16 protein-coding genes are annotated in these 16,085 nt (G+C 66.9%); 4 read left to right on the top strand and 12 right to left on the bottom strand.

All coding sequences use genetic code 11. The features are described from left to right. The first annotated feature begins 18 nt into the window (after positions 1 to 18). Positions 19 to 864: a DMT family transporter gene (locus tag MAAFP003_RS13300; protein WP_096287594.1), complete on the top strand. Its 846-nt coding sequence runs from the start codon at positions 19 to 21 to the stop codon at positions 862 to 864. Position 865: 1 nt separating this feature from the next. Here MAAFP003_RS13300 and fadD1 read toward each other — a convergent pair whose 3' ends face one another. From fadD1 to MAAFP003_RS13255, 9 genes are read right to left on the bottom strand one after another with little or no spacing between them, the layout of a single operon-like run. After that, a complete protein-coding gene (gene fadD1 / locus MAAFP003_RS13295) occupies positions 866 to 2,470 on the bottom strand; it encodes a fatty-acid--CoA ligase FadD1 (protein ID WP_096287592.1) in 1,605 nt (534 codons plus the stop codon). Between the two features lie 4 nt (positions 2,471 to 2,474). Further along, on the bottom strand, positions 2,475 to 4,082 hold the full coding sequence (locus MAAFP003_RS13290) for a flavin-containing monooxygenase (RefSeq protein WP_096287590.1): 1,608 nt from the start codon (positions 4,080 to 4,082) through the stop codon (positions 2,475 to 2,477). After that, the gene (locus tag MAAFP003_RS13285; protein ID WP_096287588.1) at positions 4,079 to 5,035 is read right to left on the bottom strand and encodes an alpha/beta hydrolase; all 957 of its coding nucleotides are present in this window, start codon (positions 5,033 to 5,035) and stop codon (positions 4,079 to 4,081) included. The genes MAAFP003_RS13290 and MAAFP003_RS13285 overlap by 4 nt, the downstream gene beginning before the upstream one ends. A gap of 20 nt (positions 5,036 to 5,055) precedes the next feature. Beyond that, complete coding sequence (locus MAAFP003_RS13280; RefSeq protein WP_096287586.1) at positions 5,056 to 5,466, bottom strand: Zn-ribbon domain-containing OB-fold protein; 411 nt, start codon at positions 5,464 to 5,466, stop codon at positions 5,056 to 5,058. 4 nt (positions 5,467 to 5,470) lie between these two features. Further along, a complete protein-coding gene (locus tag MAAFP003_RS13275) occupies positions 5,471 to 6,673 on the bottom strand; it encodes a thiolase family protein (RefSeq protein WP_096287584.1) in 1,203 nt (400 codons plus the stop codon). Further along, positions 6,670 to 7,110, bottom strand: coding sequence for a hotdog family protein (locus tag MAAFP003_RS13270; RefSeq protein ID WP_096287582.1), 441 nt, complete (start codon positions 7,108 to 7,110; stop codon positions 6,670 to 6,672). The genes MAAFP003_RS13275 and MAAFP003_RS13270 overlap by 4 nt, the downstream gene beginning before the upstream one ends. A gap of 7 nt (positions 7,111 to 7,117) precedes the next feature. Then, the gene (locus MAAFP003_RS13265; protein ID WP_096287580.1) at positions 7,118 to 7,618 is read right to left on the bottom strand and encodes a MaoC family dehydratase; all 501 of its coding nucleotides are present in this window, start codon (positions 7,616 to 7,618) and stop codon (positions 7,118 to 7,120) included. Next, the gene (locus tag MAAFP003_RS13260; RefSeq protein ID WP_096287578.1) at positions 7,611 to 8,732 is read right to left on the bottom strand and encodes an acyl-CoA dehydrogenase family protein; all 1,122 of its coding nucleotides are present in this window, start codon (positions 8,730 to 8,732) and stop codon (positions 7,611 to 7,613) included. Before MAAFP003_RS13260 ends, MAAFP003_RS13265 begins: the two co-directional genes overlap by 8 nt. 3 nt (positions 8,733 to 8,735) lie before the next feature. Beyond that, positions 8,736 to 9,914 carry an acyl-CoA dehydrogenase family protein gene (locus MAAFP003_RS13255; protein ID WP_096287576.1) on the bottom strand — a complete coding sequence of 393 codons (1,179 nt, stop codon included), beginning with the start codon at positions 9,912 to 9,914 and terminating at the stop codon, positions 8,736 to 8,738. A gap of 312 nt (positions 9,915 to 10,226) precedes the next feature. Here MAAFP003_RS13255 and MAAFP003_RS29160 point away from each other — a divergent pair, with 312 nt between their 5' ends. Next, positions 10,227 to 10,391, top strand: a complete 165-nt coding sequence (locus MAAFP003_RS29160) for a hypothetical protein (RefSeq protein WP_165796402.1) — start codon at positions 10,227 to 10,229, stop codon at positions 10,389 to 10,391. 31 nt (positions 10,392 to 10,422) lie between these two features. Here the strand turns inward: MAAFP003_RS29160 and MAAFP003_RS13250 are convergent, their stop codons facing one another. Next, a complete protein-coding gene (locus MAAFP003_RS13250) occupies positions 10,423 to 13,131 on the bottom strand; it encodes an FHA domain-containing protein (protein WP_165796401.1) in 2,709 nt (902 codons plus the stop codon). A gap of 130 nt (positions 13,132 to 13,261) precedes the next feature. On the opposite strand from MAAFP003_RS13250, the gene MAAFP003_RS13245 reads away from it, so the two are divergent. Further along, positions 13,262 to 13,450: a hypothetical protein gene (locus MAAFP003_RS13245; RefSeq protein WP_096287574.1), complete on the top strand. Its 189-nt coding sequence runs from the start codon at positions 13,262 to 13,264 to the stop codon at positions 13,448 to 13,450. A 34-nt stretch (positions 13,451 to 13,484) separates the two neighbouring features. Here the strand turns inward: MAAFP003_RS13245 and MAAFP003_RS13240 are convergent, their stop codons facing one another. Next, positions 13,485 to 14,495 (bottom strand): alpha/beta hydrolase, encoded by a 1,011-nt coding sequence (locus MAAFP003_RS13240; protein ID WP_096287572.1) that lies wholly within the window; start codon positions 14,493 to 14,495, stop codon positions 13,485 to 13,487. Positions 14,496 to 14,681: 186 nt separating this feature from the next. Between MAAFP003_RS13240 and MAAFP003_RS13235 the strand changes: the two genes are divergently transcribed. Further along, positions 14,682 to 15,527 (top strand): SDR family NAD(P)-dependent oxidoreductase, encoded by an 846-nt coding sequence (locus MAAFP003_RS13235; protein ID WP_096291120.1) that lies wholly within the window; start codon positions 14,682 to 14,684, stop codon positions 15,525 to 15,527. A 4-nt stretch (positions 15,528 to 15,531) separates the two neighbouring features. Here MAAFP003_RS13235 and MAAFP003_RS13230 read toward each other — a convergent pair whose 3' ends face one another. Beyond that, on the bottom strand, positions 15,532 to 16,038 hold the full coding sequence (locus tag MAAFP003_RS13230; protein ID WP_096287570.1) for an isoprenylcysteine carboxyl methyltransferase family protein: 507 nt from the start codon (positions 16,036 to 16,038) through the stop codon (positions 15,532 to 15,534). Between the last annotated feature and the right edge of the window lie 47 nt (positions 16,039 to 16,085).

Below are 16,085 nucleotides of genomic sequence, written 5' to 3'. Positions count from 1 at the left end.
CTCGGCTACTGTCGGTCAATGCTGATCGGGTTCCTCCTCGCTCTGGGCTGTTCGGTGTGTTACGGCACCGCCTCGGTACTGCAGGCTGTCGCCGCGCGGTCGGTGGAATCCGGCGGCAAATCCGGTGTCGACGCGAAGCTGCTGCTGCGTGCCCTGCGGCAGTGGCGCTACATCGCGGGCATCGGCCTGGACGGCGTCGGCTTCCTGTTGCAGGTCGCGGCGCTTCGCCTGGTGCCGATTTACGTCGTCGCCGCAGCGCTGGCCGCCTCGATCGCGGTCACCGGCATCGTGTCGGTGTGGGTGCTCTCGGCACGGCTGTCCAAGGCCGAGTGGACCGCCGTGGGTGTGGTGTGTGTGAGCCTCTTCGCGCTCGCTTGTGCCGCCGGTCCGGGCCACTTCCGGCATGGCCCAGCCGGACTCGGCTGGGCGTTGATCGTCGTCGTCGCCGCCATCTTCCTGGTCGGCACCGTCGCCGGCCGGTTGCCCGACCGCGAACGTGCACTCGTCCTGGGCCTCGGCGCCGGAAGCGGATTCGGCGTCGTCGAAATCGGAGTGCGCCTGGTCGACGAGATCGACCCGACCAAGGCCGCGTTCTACACCAACCCGGCGCTGTACGCCGCGGCCGCAGGCGGCGCCGCGGGGTTCCTGTTGTTCACCTCCGCCCTACAACGCGGATCGGTCACCACCACGGTGGCCGCGATGGTCGTCGGTGAAACCATCGCGCCCGCACTGGTCGGCGTGCTGTGGCTGGGTGATACCGCGCGGCCCGGTTGGGGGTGGGTGGTCATCCTGGGATTCGTTGTGGCCGTGGGCGGCACGCTGGTCCTGGCCCGATTCGGCGAGGCGCCCAGCTCCGCGGAGTGAGCTAGGACGGTGCAACTTCTGAAACCTGTTGTGGCGCAATCGCAAATGTTGTGCCGCGCGGTTCCCGGGTCAGCAGCACTCCACCCTCGGCGTCGATGCCGGCGGCGATCAGTTCGCGCTTGAGGATCTTGTTGGTGGCGGTCGCCGGGAGGTCGTCGTTGATGCGGACGTAGCGTGGCCAGGCCTTCGGGGAGAGATCGCTCTGGCCGGCCAGGAACTCCTCGAGATCGGTTGGCCGCAAATCCATCCCGCGCCGAAGCACCAGCGCCGCCATCACCTGGTCGCCGACCCGCTCGTCCGGTACCGCATAGACCGCGACCTGGCTGACCTGCGGCAGTCGTTCCAGGATCCGCTCGATCGGCGCCGCCGCGAGGTTCTCGCCGTCCACCCGCATCCAGTCGGCGGTACGGCCGGCGAGGTAGATGAAGCCGTCGGCATCGCGATAGGCCAAGTCGCCCGCCCAGTACATGCCGTGTCGCATCCGCTCGGCGGTGGCGTCCGGATCGTTGTAGTAGCCGGCGAACGGCCCCGCTCCTGTGGTGTTAACCAGCTCGCCGACGGCGTCGTCGAAGTTGATCAGCGCGCCGTGTTCGTCGAACTGGGCGACGGCGCACTCCGTCAAAGTTGCGGGGTTGTAGATGCTGACGCCGGGATACGGCTTGCCGATCGAGCCGGGCGGGGTGCCGTCCTCGCGCACCACGATCACCGCGAACTCGCTGGATCCGAAGCTGTCCACCACCCGGCAACCGAAACGCCTTGCGAATTCCGTGATATCGCGATCGGTTGCCTCGTTGCCGAACGCCATCCGCAGTGTCGTTTCGGCGTCGTCGGGAAGCTCGGGAGTGGAAAGGATCAGAGCAAGCGGCTTGCCGACGTAATTCAGGTAGGTCACGCCGTAGCGACGGACGTCCTCGATGAACCGCGACGGCGAGAACTTGGCCGGGACCATCAGCGCCCCGCTGCCGATGGCGACGGCCCAGCCGGCGGCGACGCCGTTGGAGTGGAACAGCGGCATCGCCAGATAGCAGACATCGGCCGCGGTGACGTGGTACTGAAAGACCAGGCTGGCGCCACACATGATCGCCATGCCGTGTGCGAACCGCACGGCCTTGGGGTTGCCGCTGGTTCCGGAGGTGAAGATCATCATGAACGTGTCGGCGGCGGTGACCTCGCGGTGGGCGGTCAAGGGTGGTGCCGCGGCCACCGCGTCGGCGTAGCGCACCGACCCCACATCCAGAACCTGAATTCCCTTGAGATCCAGGCCTTCCAACAAGGGCAGGTGCTCGTCGTCGATCAGCAGAAGCTGGCAGTCGGAGCGCTGGATATCGGAAAGCAGCGCAGCCCCGCGGCGGGTGGTGTTGAGCCCGCACAAGACGTAGCCGCCCAACGCGGCGGCGGCCATCGCGCGCAACATCGCCGGCGAATTACCCAGTGCGGCACCGACATGCAACGGGCGATCCGGGTCGGCGAGGGTAATCACCGCCGCCGCCTCGGCCTCGGCCTCGGCAAGGTGCTCGCGCCACGTCCACGTCGCGTCGCCGTGCGCGATCGCAGGGGTGTCGTCATGCCTGCGCAGCCGCAACAGCTGCTGAACCGTCTCCGGCACGGTCTCACTTCCCCTTTGATCTCGTCGTCAACACCAACCCGGCGTAATTGTGTTGGGCCACATCGTCGCAGTGGCGCCGGTAGGTACCGAATCCGCCGATGTACGGCATGAAGGTGCGCTTCTTGCCTTCGATGTTGGAGCCCAGGTACCACGACGACGCGGCCTTGGGAAACAGCGTCCGCTCGGCGGCCTCGGCCACCTGGTCGGTCCACGCCCGGGCCGCGTCCAGGCGCGGCTCGATCTCGCTGACCCCCTGTTGCCGCGCGGCGCGAATCAGGTCGATGACCCAGTCGACCTGAACCTCGGCGTGCAGCACCATGTTCGCCAGCACCGACGGACTCCCCGGCCCGCTGATCGTGAACAGATTCGGCAGCCCGGGCACCATCAGGCCGAGAAAGGTCAACGGTCCGTCATGCCAGATGTCCCGCAGTCGCTCGCCCCCGGGTCCGGACGGGTTGATTCGAGTCAACGCCCCCGTCATGGCGTCGAAGCCGGTGGCGAAGATCAGCACATCGAGCGGATAGATCGCCGCGCTGGTGCGCGCCCCATGCGGCGTGATCTCGCGGATGGGCTCGCGGCGCAGGTTCACCAGCTGCACGTTGTCGCGATTGAAAATGGCGTAGTACCCGCTGTCCGTACAGATCCGTTTGGTTCCGATCGGATGGTCGAGCGGGATGAGATCGGTTGCGACGACGGGATCGGTGACGATGTCGCGGATCCGCTCCTCGGCGAAGCGCCGGGCGACGTCGTTGGCGGCCGGGTCACTGGTCTGGTCGGGGAAGGTCTTGGCGAACAGAACGCCACCTTCGCGCCAGCGCTTCCACAACGCCTCGGCTTGTTCCCCGGGTTCGGTATCGACGGCGTTCTTGGGGTAGGTGCCGTGCGGTGTGCCGGCCGATGCATACGCCGAGGCCCGCCGGCGCTCGGGATACTGCTCCTGGATCTCTCGTTGTTCCTCGATTGACCACGGCCGGTTCGACATCGGAATGGTGTAGTTCGCCGATCGCTGAAACACGACGAGGTGGCGGGCTTGGTCGGCGATGATCGGCGCCACCTGGATTCCGGATGATCCCGTGCCGATCAGGCCGACCCGCTTGTCGCGCAGATCGGGATCCTCGCGCGGCCACGCGGCCGTGAAATACACCTCGCCCGAAAAGTCGTCAACTCCAGCGATATTGGGCCGATTCACCGCCGATAGACAGCCGGTTGCGCACAACAGAAATTGTGCCGCATAGGTATGTCCGGTGGCGGTCTGGACGTGCCAACGATCTCGATCGAAGGCGGCTCCGACCACGTCGACACCGAATCGATAATGGCGACGCAGCTCGAAGCGGTCGGCGACGTGCCGCAGGTAGGCCAGGATCTCGGGCTGCGCGGCGAAGCGCTCGCTCCACTGCCAGCTTCTCTGCAGGTCGTCGTCGAAAGAGTAGGAATAGTCCACACTTTCGACGTCGCATCGCGCTCCGGGATAGCGATTCCAGTACCAGGTGCCCCCCACGTCGGGGGCCGCTTCGACGCCGATCACCGACAGGCCCGACGTCGCCAGCCGGTGCACGGCATAGAGCCCGGCGAACCCGGCGCCGATCACGATGACGTCGCTCACCTCGGTCATATCGAGCCGCCTCGGTGTGCCGGGTGCAAGAGCCGGCGCAGATCGGCGAAGACCAGGTCCTGCGCCGAGGTCGCGGGCCCGAAGGATGGGATGGTCATGAAGCCGTGGAACAGTCCGGGAAAGTCGCGGTGCACGATCGGTACTCCCGCATCGCGCAGCCGGCGAGCGTAGTCGCACCCCTCGCTGTGCAGGGGATCCAGCCCCGCGGTGACGATCACCGCGGGTGCCAGGCCCGCATGCGAGTCCGCGCGTGCCGGGGCCACCAGGTCGGGCGGGTCCACGACCCCTTCGGCACCGACGTATTGATGCCAGTACCACTGCATCGCCGCCCGGGTGTTGAAGTATCCCGTGGCATAGCGGTGGTAACTGTCGGTGTCGAAGCTCGGATCGATCACCGGGTAGATCAGCACCTGCGCGGCAGGTGGCGTGACTCGCTGGTCACGGCACAGGATCGCGGTGACCGCGGCGAGATTCCCGCCGGCGCTGTCACCGGCGACGGCAGTGCGCGCGGGATCGATGCCGAGTTCGGCGGCGTGCTCGATCACCCAGCAGAATCCCGCAAAGGCGTCGTGCACCGCCGCGGGCGCGCGATGCTCGGGAGCCAGACGGTAGTCGACGGACACCACAACGGCCTGACTGCCGCGGGCCAGGGCCCGGCAGAACCCATCGTGGGATTCGATGTCGCAGAAGACGAATCCGCCCCCGTGATAGAACACGATCCCGGCACGGTCCGCGGCGGGCACGCCGCGCGGGCAGTAGATGCGTACGCCGATGGCACCCCCGGGGCCGGGTATTGCGCGGTCGGTGGTGCTCTCGACGTCATCGATGTTGTCGACCGGCATCCGGCGGGCGGCCACCGCGGCGCGTGCCTTCGCACCGGTCATGGTCTCGACGCACGGGAACCCCGCGTTCAACTGGTCGAGCATCACCTGCACGACGTCGTCCATCTGCACCTGGCACCTCACCGTTGAGGTCACGCGGGCCGATATCGCAACAGGGTGATACCGGCCTCGGGCAGATCGTAGAACACCGGCTCCACCCGCATACCGATCCGGATGTCGCTGGGGTCGATGTCGATCAATTCGGTGCTGATCCGCGGCCCGGCATCCCATTGCACCACGGCGAGCAATTGCGGCACGGCATCCGCCCAGGGCGGGGCGGTGGGTCTGCGGGCAACCGTGAAGGTGTACAGCGTTCCCGCACCATCGATTTCACGCCACTCCAGATCATCGGCCAGAGTTCCGGGGGCGAGCGTGCGCGGATAGAACACGTAGCGGTGCAGCGAGGGCGAGTACTGGACCACGATTCGATGCTGGGCCAAGCCATCCCAGAAGGGCTTCGACACCGGGGTGGGCTCGGGAATTGGACGGGGTTCGGTACTCAAGGCCTCAGTCCCCCCGCATGATCAGCGCGACCTGCTCGCTCATGATGCCGCCGTTGCCGGTCACGAACGCGGTGTGACAGTCCGGCACCTGCGCCTGCCCGGCTCGTCCCATGACCTGGCGCGCCCCGTCGACGACGTGATGCATGCCGCCGGCCATGCCGGCCTGACCGAACGACAGCTGACCGCCGGCGGTGTTGAGCGGAAAGTCTCCGCGGTAGGTCAAGTCGCGCCCGGCGACCCAGGATATGCCCTCGCCCTTGGCGCAGAAGCCGGCATCCTCCAGGCTCATCAGCACCGTAATCGTGTAGCAGTCGTAGATCGAGGCGATGTCGACATCGGAGGGGTCCAGCCCGCACATCGCAAATGCCTTACCGGCGGCCCGCGCGATCGGGGTGTGCAGCAAGTCCTCGGCGTAGGTCGGCGTCTTGAATGCGATGTGCTCGCCAAACCCCTTGATCCACACCGGGCGGTGCCGGCCGCGGCGGGCGATGTCGGCATTGGCAAGCAGCACGCCCACTCCCCCGTGCACGCGCATCACCGTTTCAAGCAGGTGGATCGGATCGGCGATCATCGGGCTGGCGAGGACGTCGTCGACGGTGATCGGGGTGCCGTGGAAAACCGCGCCGGGATGCGCACAGGCGTTGGTGCGCTGGTCTACCGCGATCTTGGCGACCGCGGCGGGGTCATAGCCGAATTCCGCGGCGTAGCGCTGCGCGATCTGCGCGTAGGGTGCGTTCTGGCCCAGGTTGCCGTACGGGATTTCGAACTCGGCCTGCGGCGACCCATAGTTATTCGACGATGCCCCAAACCAATTCGGCGCCGGTACCGGGCGTTTTTCGGATTGGGGCACCGATGCGGACCCGGGCACCACGGCCAGCACGGCGTCGCAGATGCCCAATTCGATCGCGGCGGCGGCCCGCCAGACCATCCCGGCGGACGTCGCCCCGCCCAGATCGACACGTTCGCCGAAATCCAGGGCCAGGCCCAGGTATTCGCACAGCGTCGCCGGGGCGAACATCGTCGATTCCGCCACGCCGTGGGTCAGCAGACCGTTGATATGCACCGGATCGACGCCGGCATCCTCGACCGCCATCTTCGCCAGCAGCGCGTACTGGTCGAGGGTGAACAGCGGCGGTCCCGCCGGACGACGCAGCGCCGGCAACTCCGCGATGCCGACGATCGCCGCCTCGCCCCGCAGTCCGGTCACGACGGCGTTCCGCGCAACGGCAGTTCGACCGTCGCGGTTCCGGGCATCAGGACCGTGTCGTCGCGGCGGCCGCTGATTTCGAGATCCACCAGCCCGGCGCCGTCCGTCAGGCGCTTGCCGGTGACCACCGCGCCGAACGTCAGCGACTGGCCGGGCAACGCGGTGGCGCGGTTTTGCACCGAGAAGCAGACCAGACGACCGCGCCCGCCGATCCAGTCGCCGAGCGCGCGGGCCAGCAGTGCCGCCTGAAGCGGACCGTGCACCAGCACGTCGTCGTAGCCCTCCACGTCCCGGGCCCACTGTTTGTCGTAGTGGATGCGGTGGCCGTTGTAGGTGGCGGCGCTGAAGAAGAACAGCTGAGTCTCGTCGGGGGTGACGGTCAGCGTGGGAATCGGCTCGCCGACGCCGATGTCGTCGTAATACACCTGTCCAGTCATCACGGTCCTAGGGTCGGGCGATCATCGACGTCGAGGCCTCGGCGACCAGCTCGCGGTGCTGGTTGTGGTACACCGTGTGCCAGGTGACCAGAACGAATTTGCCGGAGCGACCTTGCTTTTCGACGATCGACTCGATAGTGCGCACCATTTCGACCTCGTCGCGGTGATAGGCCGGCAGATGAAAGGTGAAGCTCTCGCCACCGGCCATCCGTTTGGGAGCACGCGGAAACGCCAGACTCCCCGAAACCGCACCGGAGGAGCCGTCGGGCCGCAACGAATCGAGCCGCGCCACGCCGAGCACCGCGTACTGCAGATACAGCGGCGGACAGAAGACGTCGCGAAAGCCGTTGGCGCGGGCATAGTCCGGATCGAAGTACAGCGGATTGTGGTCACCGACCGCGGCCGCCCAGCGCTGCCAATCGCGTCGATTCACTTCGCCGGTCGCGGTCGCGGCGACGGTACCCACGCGCGACGCCGACTCGGCGTCGATCAGGGTGTCCTCACTCACCGATTTCCTCCAACGTTTCCTCCAGCCAGGCCGCGGCGACTTCTGCCCCGCCGCCGAGAGTTGAACCGAGCCTTGCTCGTTCGGTCCACAAGTGCAGATCGGTTTCGGTCACATACCCGATTCCGCCGTGCAGTTGATGCGCGTCCAGCGTGACCAGCCGGGCCGCCGTCGCGGCATGCATGCGCGCAATCGCGGTTTGACGGGTCGCCAGCTGTCCTCGCGCGATCCAGAAGACGGCGGAATATGCGGCCAATCGCGCGGCGGCCACGGCGATGTGCATATTGGCGATCAGATGCTGCGCCGCCTGGAAGGAGGCGATCGGACGGCCGAACTGATGGCGCAGCTTGGTGTACTCGACGGTGCGGTCCAGCACCGCATGACCGACCCCGACCAGGTCAAGTGATCCCAACGACACCGCCGCATTGGCCAAGCGGCGCAACGCGGTTCGATCCGGCGCATTGTGATCGAGCAGCTCTTCGGCGCTGACCGCCACATCGTCGAACCGGACCGCGAACGCCCGGTACCCACCCGTCATGGCCAGTGGATGCACGTTCACCCCGGCCGCGTGGGCGTCCACGGCGAACACCAGTGTGCGTTCGCCTGCCGAGGCTGACACCACGATCAGGTCGGCGACGTCGGCGTCGGCGACATAGTCGGCTGTCCCGTTCAGCCGCCATCCGGATGCGTCTGAATGCGCCTGCAGCACCGGCGAAACATCCGCGGCGTCACGGACATTCCACAAGGCCGTGGCGCCCCGGGCGGTCCCGTCCGCCAGTCGCCGCAGCCACGCGGTCTTGGCCTCCGGCGAGCCGAGTTGGTCGATCACGAGCGCCGCCGCGATGGTGCTGTGCACGGCTGTCGGGCACAGCCCGCGTCCGGCCTCGGTATAGAACACGGCGAGGTCGTCGAGCGAGCCACCCGACCCGCCGTACTCCTCGGCGACGGCGAGCCCGAACACACCGGCGTCCGCCAATGCCTTCCACAGCGCCGGGATACTTCGATCGGCACCGGGTTCGGCGAGCGCGCGCACCAGACTCACCGGGCACTCCGCGGCCAGCAGCGCGCGCACCGACGCGGCGAACTCGCGCTGTTCAGCGGTGGGGATCGCTTTCACGCCTCACCGCCCATAGGAAGGCATTCCATGGCCACGCTGGGCGATCACATCACGGAGCACCTCGTTGGTGCCGCCACCGAAGCGCATCAGTGGAGCGACCCGGTAGAGCCGCTCGAATTTGCCTGCCAGCGGCGCGCTTTCGCTGCGGTGGGCCAGCAATCCGTCCGGGCCCAGGAGATCGAGCGCCAGATTGGCGATGCGCTGCCGCAATTCACTGGTGAAGATCTTCTCGACGCTGACCTCCACGGTGGGGATCACGCCGCTGTCCAGGATCGAGGATGCCTCGTAACCCATCAACGTCGCCACCTCGACGTCGGCCTCGGCCTGCGCCAGCCGGCGCCGCAGGCCTGCATCGTCGGCGGGCACCGAGCCGTCGCGTCGCGGGCTGCGGGCCAGGTCGCGTAACTCGTCCACCGCGCGACGCAGATCGCCCGCGTTGGTCAGCGCACCGCGCTCCAGATCGAGCGCGCCGGTGATGTAGGTCCAGCCACGGTTGATTTCGCCGATCAGATTCGTGACGGGGACCCGCACGTCGTCGAAGTGGATTTCATTGGTTCGGTAACCCGACCATGCGTAGAGCGGGCGGATCGAAATCCCCGGGCTGTCGATCGGCACGATGATGACCGAAATCCCGCGATGGCGCACACCGGTCGGATCGGTGCGCACACAGAGCCACTCGTGGGTGGCGCGCTGCGCGCCGCTGTTCCAGATCTTGCTGCCGTTGATCACCCAATGCTCGCCATCGCGCGTCGCTCGGGTCCGCAGGCTCGCCAGGTCCGTGCCGGCCTCAGCCTCGGAATAGCCTACCGCGCAGATCATTTCGCCTTTGGCGATCTGCGGAAGCCATTCGGTCTTGTTCTGCTCGGTGCCGTGCCGCATGATCATCGGGGCGACCGAGGTGACCGTGAGGTCGGGCCCGGGCACGCCCGCGTATTCGAATTCGCTCATCAGCAGGTGTTGATGCACCGCGCCGAGCCCGAGCCCGCCGTACTCACGCGGCCAGTTCAGTCCGAACCAACCCTTCGCACCGATCTTGCGGCGAAAGCGGGCCACCTCGCCATTGGGGAATTCGAGGTCGTGCTCGCTCAGTTCGGCACGTAATTCCGGGGTGACGTTCTCGGAAAGGAATTCGCGAACCTCGGTCAGCCACGCGTATTGCCCGGCGTCGAGTTCGAAATCCATTCCGGCCCCTTTCGTATGGCCGCGTCAGCGTAACGCGGGCGCGAGATTTCGCCCGCCATTTCGCACAGACGTTACGCCCGGCCGCGTACGGGCTCGACGGCCCCGGGGAGACTGCGTCCTTCATCGACGGGGCTCGCCGCCGTGTTCCGAACGAGACATCCGTTGCCGCCCAACCTGTGATCGCCCGTTCACCGGGACGGTCGTTCTGTAAATACGCTGTCAAACTCCCGTTAAAACCCGTCGGCCGCAGCGCAGAAACGGGACCGGGCTGGGATGATCTTGAAATTGGCGGATCGACGATCGGGAGCAGTCATGCCGACTATTGAGACGCGCCTCCGCCAGGAGCTGCGCGACTATGCCGTTGAATTGCGTCGGCTGGCGTACACCCTGCCCCAGGGAATAGGCGAGCACGATCTCCTTCGGCTGTCGGACCGGATGCACGCCGCGTCCGAGCAGACAGTCCGCAGGGGCGCCTAGCCGGTCACCGGCATCGCCGGCCCCGCGTGGGTCAGCGCCCGCCCTTGAGGCGAATCTTCCAGCGCACGAAGCCCAGGTAGAAAATGCTGATCGCGATCAGCATGCCGAAGTTGAACCACCACGTGCCGGCATTGTGATGCCAGAGCGCGTCCTTCGGGACCTGCGGTCCGGGTTCCAACTTGGTCAGATCGACAGTGGACGCCGATGCCGCGAAACCCCATCGCGCCGGGGTTACCCACGACATCTGGTCGAGCCCGATCCGGCCGGTGACCGGGATCATGCCCCCGGAGAACACCAGCTGCGACATGACCGCAACCACCAGCAGCGGCATGATCTGATCGTTGGACTTCGCCAGGGACGACAACATCAGCCCCAGCATCGCCGAGGCGACGGTGGTCGCCGCGACATCGACGAAAAGCTCCAGCGGCGCCTTGCCCAGCGCGGCAGCACCCTGCGTCGGTCCGCCCTTGCCCAGCAGCGTGATGATGGTGACGATGGCCGACTGCACGACCGCGAACACCGTGTAGACGCAGACCTTGGCCAGCAAATAGGCGCTGGTGGAGAGGCCGACCGCCTGTTCTCGCAGGAAGATGGCGCGCTCACCGATGAGATCTCGGATCGTCAATGCGGTCCCCATGAACACCGAACCGACATTCAGCAGCACCAGGATCTGTCCCGGCTCGGTTGGCGCGTTGCCCACCGGGTTCGGGATGCCGAAGCCGACGTCGCCCGGCACCGACATCGACAGCGAACCCATGATGAACGGCAGCAGCGCCAAGAAGAGGAAGTAACCCCGATCGGAGACGATCAGCCGGATCTGGCGGCGCGCGATCGTGGAGAACTGCCGCAGCAGACTCGTATGCGACGGATCGCCGATCTCGGCCGGCTTCTCCGGCGGCGGTGGTGGCGGCGGCGGCCCGGTTCGGGCGAGGTATTTAGCCTTGGCCGCGTCGGGGTCACCGGCGACTGAACTGAAGATGTCGGCCCAGTTCGTCGTCCCCATGGCCGGACCGATTTGCGCGGGCGGACCGCAGAACGCGGTCTTGCCGCCGGGAGCCAGCAGCAGTACCTGGTCGCAGACGTCCAGGTAGGTCAGCGAGTGGGTGACCACCAGCACCACACGACCGGCGTCGGCCAACTGCCGCAGCATCGTCATGACCTGCCGGTCCAGCGCCGGGTCCAGACCCGACGTCGGCTCGTCGAGGATCAGCAGCGACGGCCCGGTCAGCAGCTCCAGCGCCACCGAAGCGCGCTTGCGCTGACCACCGGACAGTTTGTCCACTCGAGTGTGCAGGTGCTGGGTCATCTCCAGCTCCTCGAGCACACGGGCCACCACCTGCTCACGATCGGCCTTGGTGGTGTCGGGCGGCAGCCGGAGCTCGGCCGCGTAGCCCAGTGCTTGCTGGACGGTCAGTTGGCCGTGGACCACGTCGTCCTGGGGCACCATCCCGATCCTGCTGCGTAGTGAGGCGTATTCGGCGTGAACGTTGTGGCCCTCGAACGCGACCGTGCCGTTGGTGGGGTGGGTGTAGCCGGCCACCAGCCGGGCGAAGGTCGACTTGCCCGCGCCGGACGGACCGATCACCGCGGTCAGCGTTCCGGGACTGGCGCCCAACGAGATGTCGTCGAGCAGTGTCTTGTTGTTTTCGATCGTCCAGGTGACCCCGCGCACGTCCAGACCGCCGAGGCGGGTCTGCGCCGCGGTGTCGGCGTCCCGGCGGGCCAGCGCGCCGCCGGCGAACACCAGGTCGATGTTGCCGATCGTGACGACGTCGCCGTCCTTCAGCACCGCGGAGTCGACACGCTGACCATTGACGAAGGTGCCGTTGATGCTGCGGTTGTCATGGATCTCGGTGCCGGTCGGCGTCGGGATCAACGTCGCGTGGTGGCGCGAGGCCAGGACCTCGGGAATGACGATGTCGTTGTCATTGGCCCGGCCGATCTTGATCGCGCCGGGCGCGTCCACGCCCACCTTGCCCGGCCGCAGAATCTTCATCATCGACGTCGCCAGGTTCGAGCCGTCGCCGCCACCGACTCGGCTGGTCAGTGCGGTCGGCGGGTCGAGGGGCGCGGCCGGCGGAGACTGGGCCGGCTGTGGCCGGTAGATGTGCGGCGACGACATCGGTCCGCTGGCCGGGCCCGCCGGTTGGGTGCCGGTCGGGTGATGCTGCTGCAGAGGTCCGCTGGGTTGCGCGCCGGTCGGATACGTCGGAAGGGGCCCCGATGGCGGGCCGGATTGCGGGGGCGGGGTCGGATACGTCGGCATCGGCCGGGACGGGCTCGCCGGCGGGTGCGGCGGCAAACCCTGCGACATCGAGCCGGTCGGTGGACGTCCTTGGGCCAGCCGCGGATCCGCCGGCCCGGTAAGCGGGTTGACGATGGGGATCGACGTCGTCAGTGGCGGCGTCCCCGCCACACCCTGATGCCGTCCGACCTCGAAGGTCACCGTCGGCCCATCCGGGTTGCCGATGTTGACCCGCTGACCGTCCTGAATGTCGACGGCCGGGACCCGGCGATTGTTGACGTACAAACCATTGAGGCTGCCGTTGTCGATGGCGATCCACCGGCCCTGATCGAAGCGCAGCACCAGATGTATCCGGGAAATCAACGGATGCGCAACGCGGACGTCCGCCCGCAAATCACGCCCGATGACCACATCGTTGCCGGGTGCAAAGGTCCGCTCGGATCCCTCGTACCGCACGGTCAGCACAGGTGGGGCTGCTCGGCTCACGAGCCCCACTGTATCGGCGTCGGGGCCAAATCGGGGACTGGTCGCCGATACGCGTTGCCGCCGGCGTGCGGTTTGCACCCCTGGCGCGGCGCAAATTCAGCATGGTTTGGGTGATGGCGGCTCGGGTAACCCGACGCGCATGCACGATAACGGCGAGTTCCCCGACGACGTGCCCATCGCCGACGCCGTTGAGCAACAACGCACCACCGGCGAGTCTTCGTCGAACCCAGCCCGGCCCGACGACGCCGAGGTGCCCTTGGAGGCAACGGATTCCGATTGGCGCGAGCAGCAGCAGACGATCGACTCGGATTTCGACGAAACCGATTAGGCCCGCAGCCCCGCTGATTTCGGGGCGAACCGCACTATCCCGCGGCGGCGGTGACTTGTCCGCTCCCGCGACGCCAAGATCCGGACGTGACTTCCTTGACGAAATCCCCGAGATAACGGATGGCCCGCCTACCCTCGGGCAGAACATCGGCCGCCAGCGGAAAGTCGTGGATCTGGCCGTGCCAGACATGCAGATCGCAGCGAATTCCGTTGGCTTCCAACCGTTCTGCCATGAGCTCGGCGTCGGCAAGCAACAGTTCGTCGGCACCCGCATGTATGGCCACCGGCGGCAGTGCCGACAAATCGGCGTCGACGGGTGAGACGACATGACCCGAAGAGCTGCCCGGACCGTCCGGAAGCTGAACTTCGCCCAGATAGCGCGAGAAGATCGACAACGCACCGGCGGTGAACATCGAGCATCTGCGTGCGTTGCGGTGCTTGAGTTTTCGGTCCGGATTCGCATCGGTGAACGGCGATACGGTGGCGACCCCAGCCGGCGTCGCGAGCTGAGTGCGGATCGCGGCCAGTGTCGTCATGAATGCGAGATATCCGCCCGCCGAGTCGCCGGCAACGACCACCCGGTCGGCTTCGTAGCCGTTCCGCTGCAGCCAACGCAGGCCGCAGAGTCCGTCGTCGATCGCGTCGGCGATCTGGTGCGACGGAAGTTTTCGGTATCCGACGATCAGCACGCCGGCATCGGCCGCCTCCGACAAACGAGTCACCAGCGCGCGGTGGGTGTTGACCCCACACGTGAGGAAGGCGCCGCCGTGCAGGTAGAGGATGGCCCGCGTCGGGGATACGCCGGGGGCGCGCACCCATTCGGCGTTGCACTGTTCCAGGCGCACCGGCTGCACCGTCGCCGCGGAGCGGAAATGAGGTATCAAGCCCACCAGACCGTCGACGTACCCCAACGGCCATTGCGGACCCGGCTGCAGCGCCCACGCTCGGACCACATTCTTCACGATCAATCGACTTGCCATTGAGACGGCGATCGATTGCGGACTGCGACGATGGTGAACGTGCCGCGTAACCGGTTTGGTAACCATTTATTGACCAACTCCTAAGGGATCGCAGAGTACCCGCGATGAAGGGCGATAACCGCAGCTAGACCGTCGTGAATTGCTACGTTCGTCACCGTTTGCGGGTGCTGAATTCGGGTATTGGGCAGGCAAAGTTGTGCGCCGGTTCTGGCCTCGATGCCGACGATTTCGCGAGTGCTCGAAGATATGAGCATGGAACAGGCAACTGACGCCGGTGTGCTGCTGACCGACCGGGTGGCGGTGGTGACCGGCGGCGGTGGCGGCATCGGCGCGGCCACGGCGCAGCTGTTCGCCCGACACGGTGCCCAGGTCGTGATCGCCGATATCGACGCCGCACTCGCCGAGCAGACCGCCGATGCGATCTCGGCGTCGGGCGGGGTGGCTGTGCCGGTCGTCGCCGACGTACGCGACGCGGATCAGGTTGCCGCCCTGGCACGATCGGTGCTCGATCGGTTCGGCCGGATCGATGTGTTGGTCAACAATGTCGGGCATTGGCTGCGCCACCCCGGCAATTTCGTCGACACCGATCCGCAACTGTGGGACGAGCTCTACCGGATCAACCTGCACCACGTCTTCCTGGTCACCCACGCTTTCCTGCCGGCGATGGTGTGTCAACGCCGCGGCTCGATCGTCAACGTCTCCTCGGTGGAAGGGCTGCGCGGCTACCCCGAGGACCCGGTCTACGCCGCGTTCAAGGCGGCCGTCATTCATTTCACCCGCAGCCTCGCGGTTCAGGTGGGCCGTGACGGCGTGCGCGTCAACGCGATCGGCCCCGATGTCACCGAATCGCTCCAGGTGCCCTACTCGCAGTGGCTGTCCGCCGAGGAGCAGGCGCAGTGGCCGCAGTGGGTTCCGGCCGGACGGATGGGGTTGCCTGCGGACCAGGCCAGGGTGATCTTGTTTCTGGCCTCGGATCTGTCGGACTTCGTCACGGGCCACACCATTCCCACCGACGGGGGCACCGGCGCGGCGGGCGGATGGTTCCGTTCGTCGCGGCGGCCCGACCGGGAGTGGACGAACCGGCCCATCGCGCCCTGATCGCTCAGACGTAGGTCAACGCCGCGTTTTCCAGGCGGATGCGCACGTTGAGCAGCGCCGCGTTGGCAATGCTGAACACGATCGCCGTCAGCCAGGCCGAATGGATCAGCGGCAGCGCGACGACCTCCGCGACGACGGCGATGTAGTCGGGGTGCCGCACCCATCGATACGGGCCACGCCGGACCAGCGGCGCACCCGGAATCACGATCAACCGCGGATTCCAGTGCCTGCCCAGGGCCATCGCACTACGCCAGCGGACGATGCAGCTGAGCGCGACGACGGTCAGCATCGGCCAGCCCAGCCAGGGCACGAAAGGGCGTCCGAGCGCCCACACCTCCACCACACATGACACCAGCAGCAACACATGCAGGCTGACCATCGCCGGGTAGTGATCGAGCCCGAATTCCTTGCCCCCGTGGGCGATTGACCATTGCGCATTCCGGTGTGCGACGACCAGCCCGATCAGGCGTTCAACGCCGATCAGCGCGATGAACAGCAGGTAGTAATACATGGCGTCTCCCCCCTTCCCCGCGACGTTCTGCTATAGCAACGTGGATC

Source organism: Mycobacterium ahvazicum (genome assembly GCF_900176255.2).
Lineage (GTDB): Bacteria > Actinomycetota > Actinomycetes > Mycobacteriales > Mycobacteriaceae > Mycobacterium > Mycobacterium ahvazicum.
The sequence above is the reverse complement of the archived record's forward strand: the minus strand, read 5'-3'. Positions and strand labels throughout refer to the sequence as shown.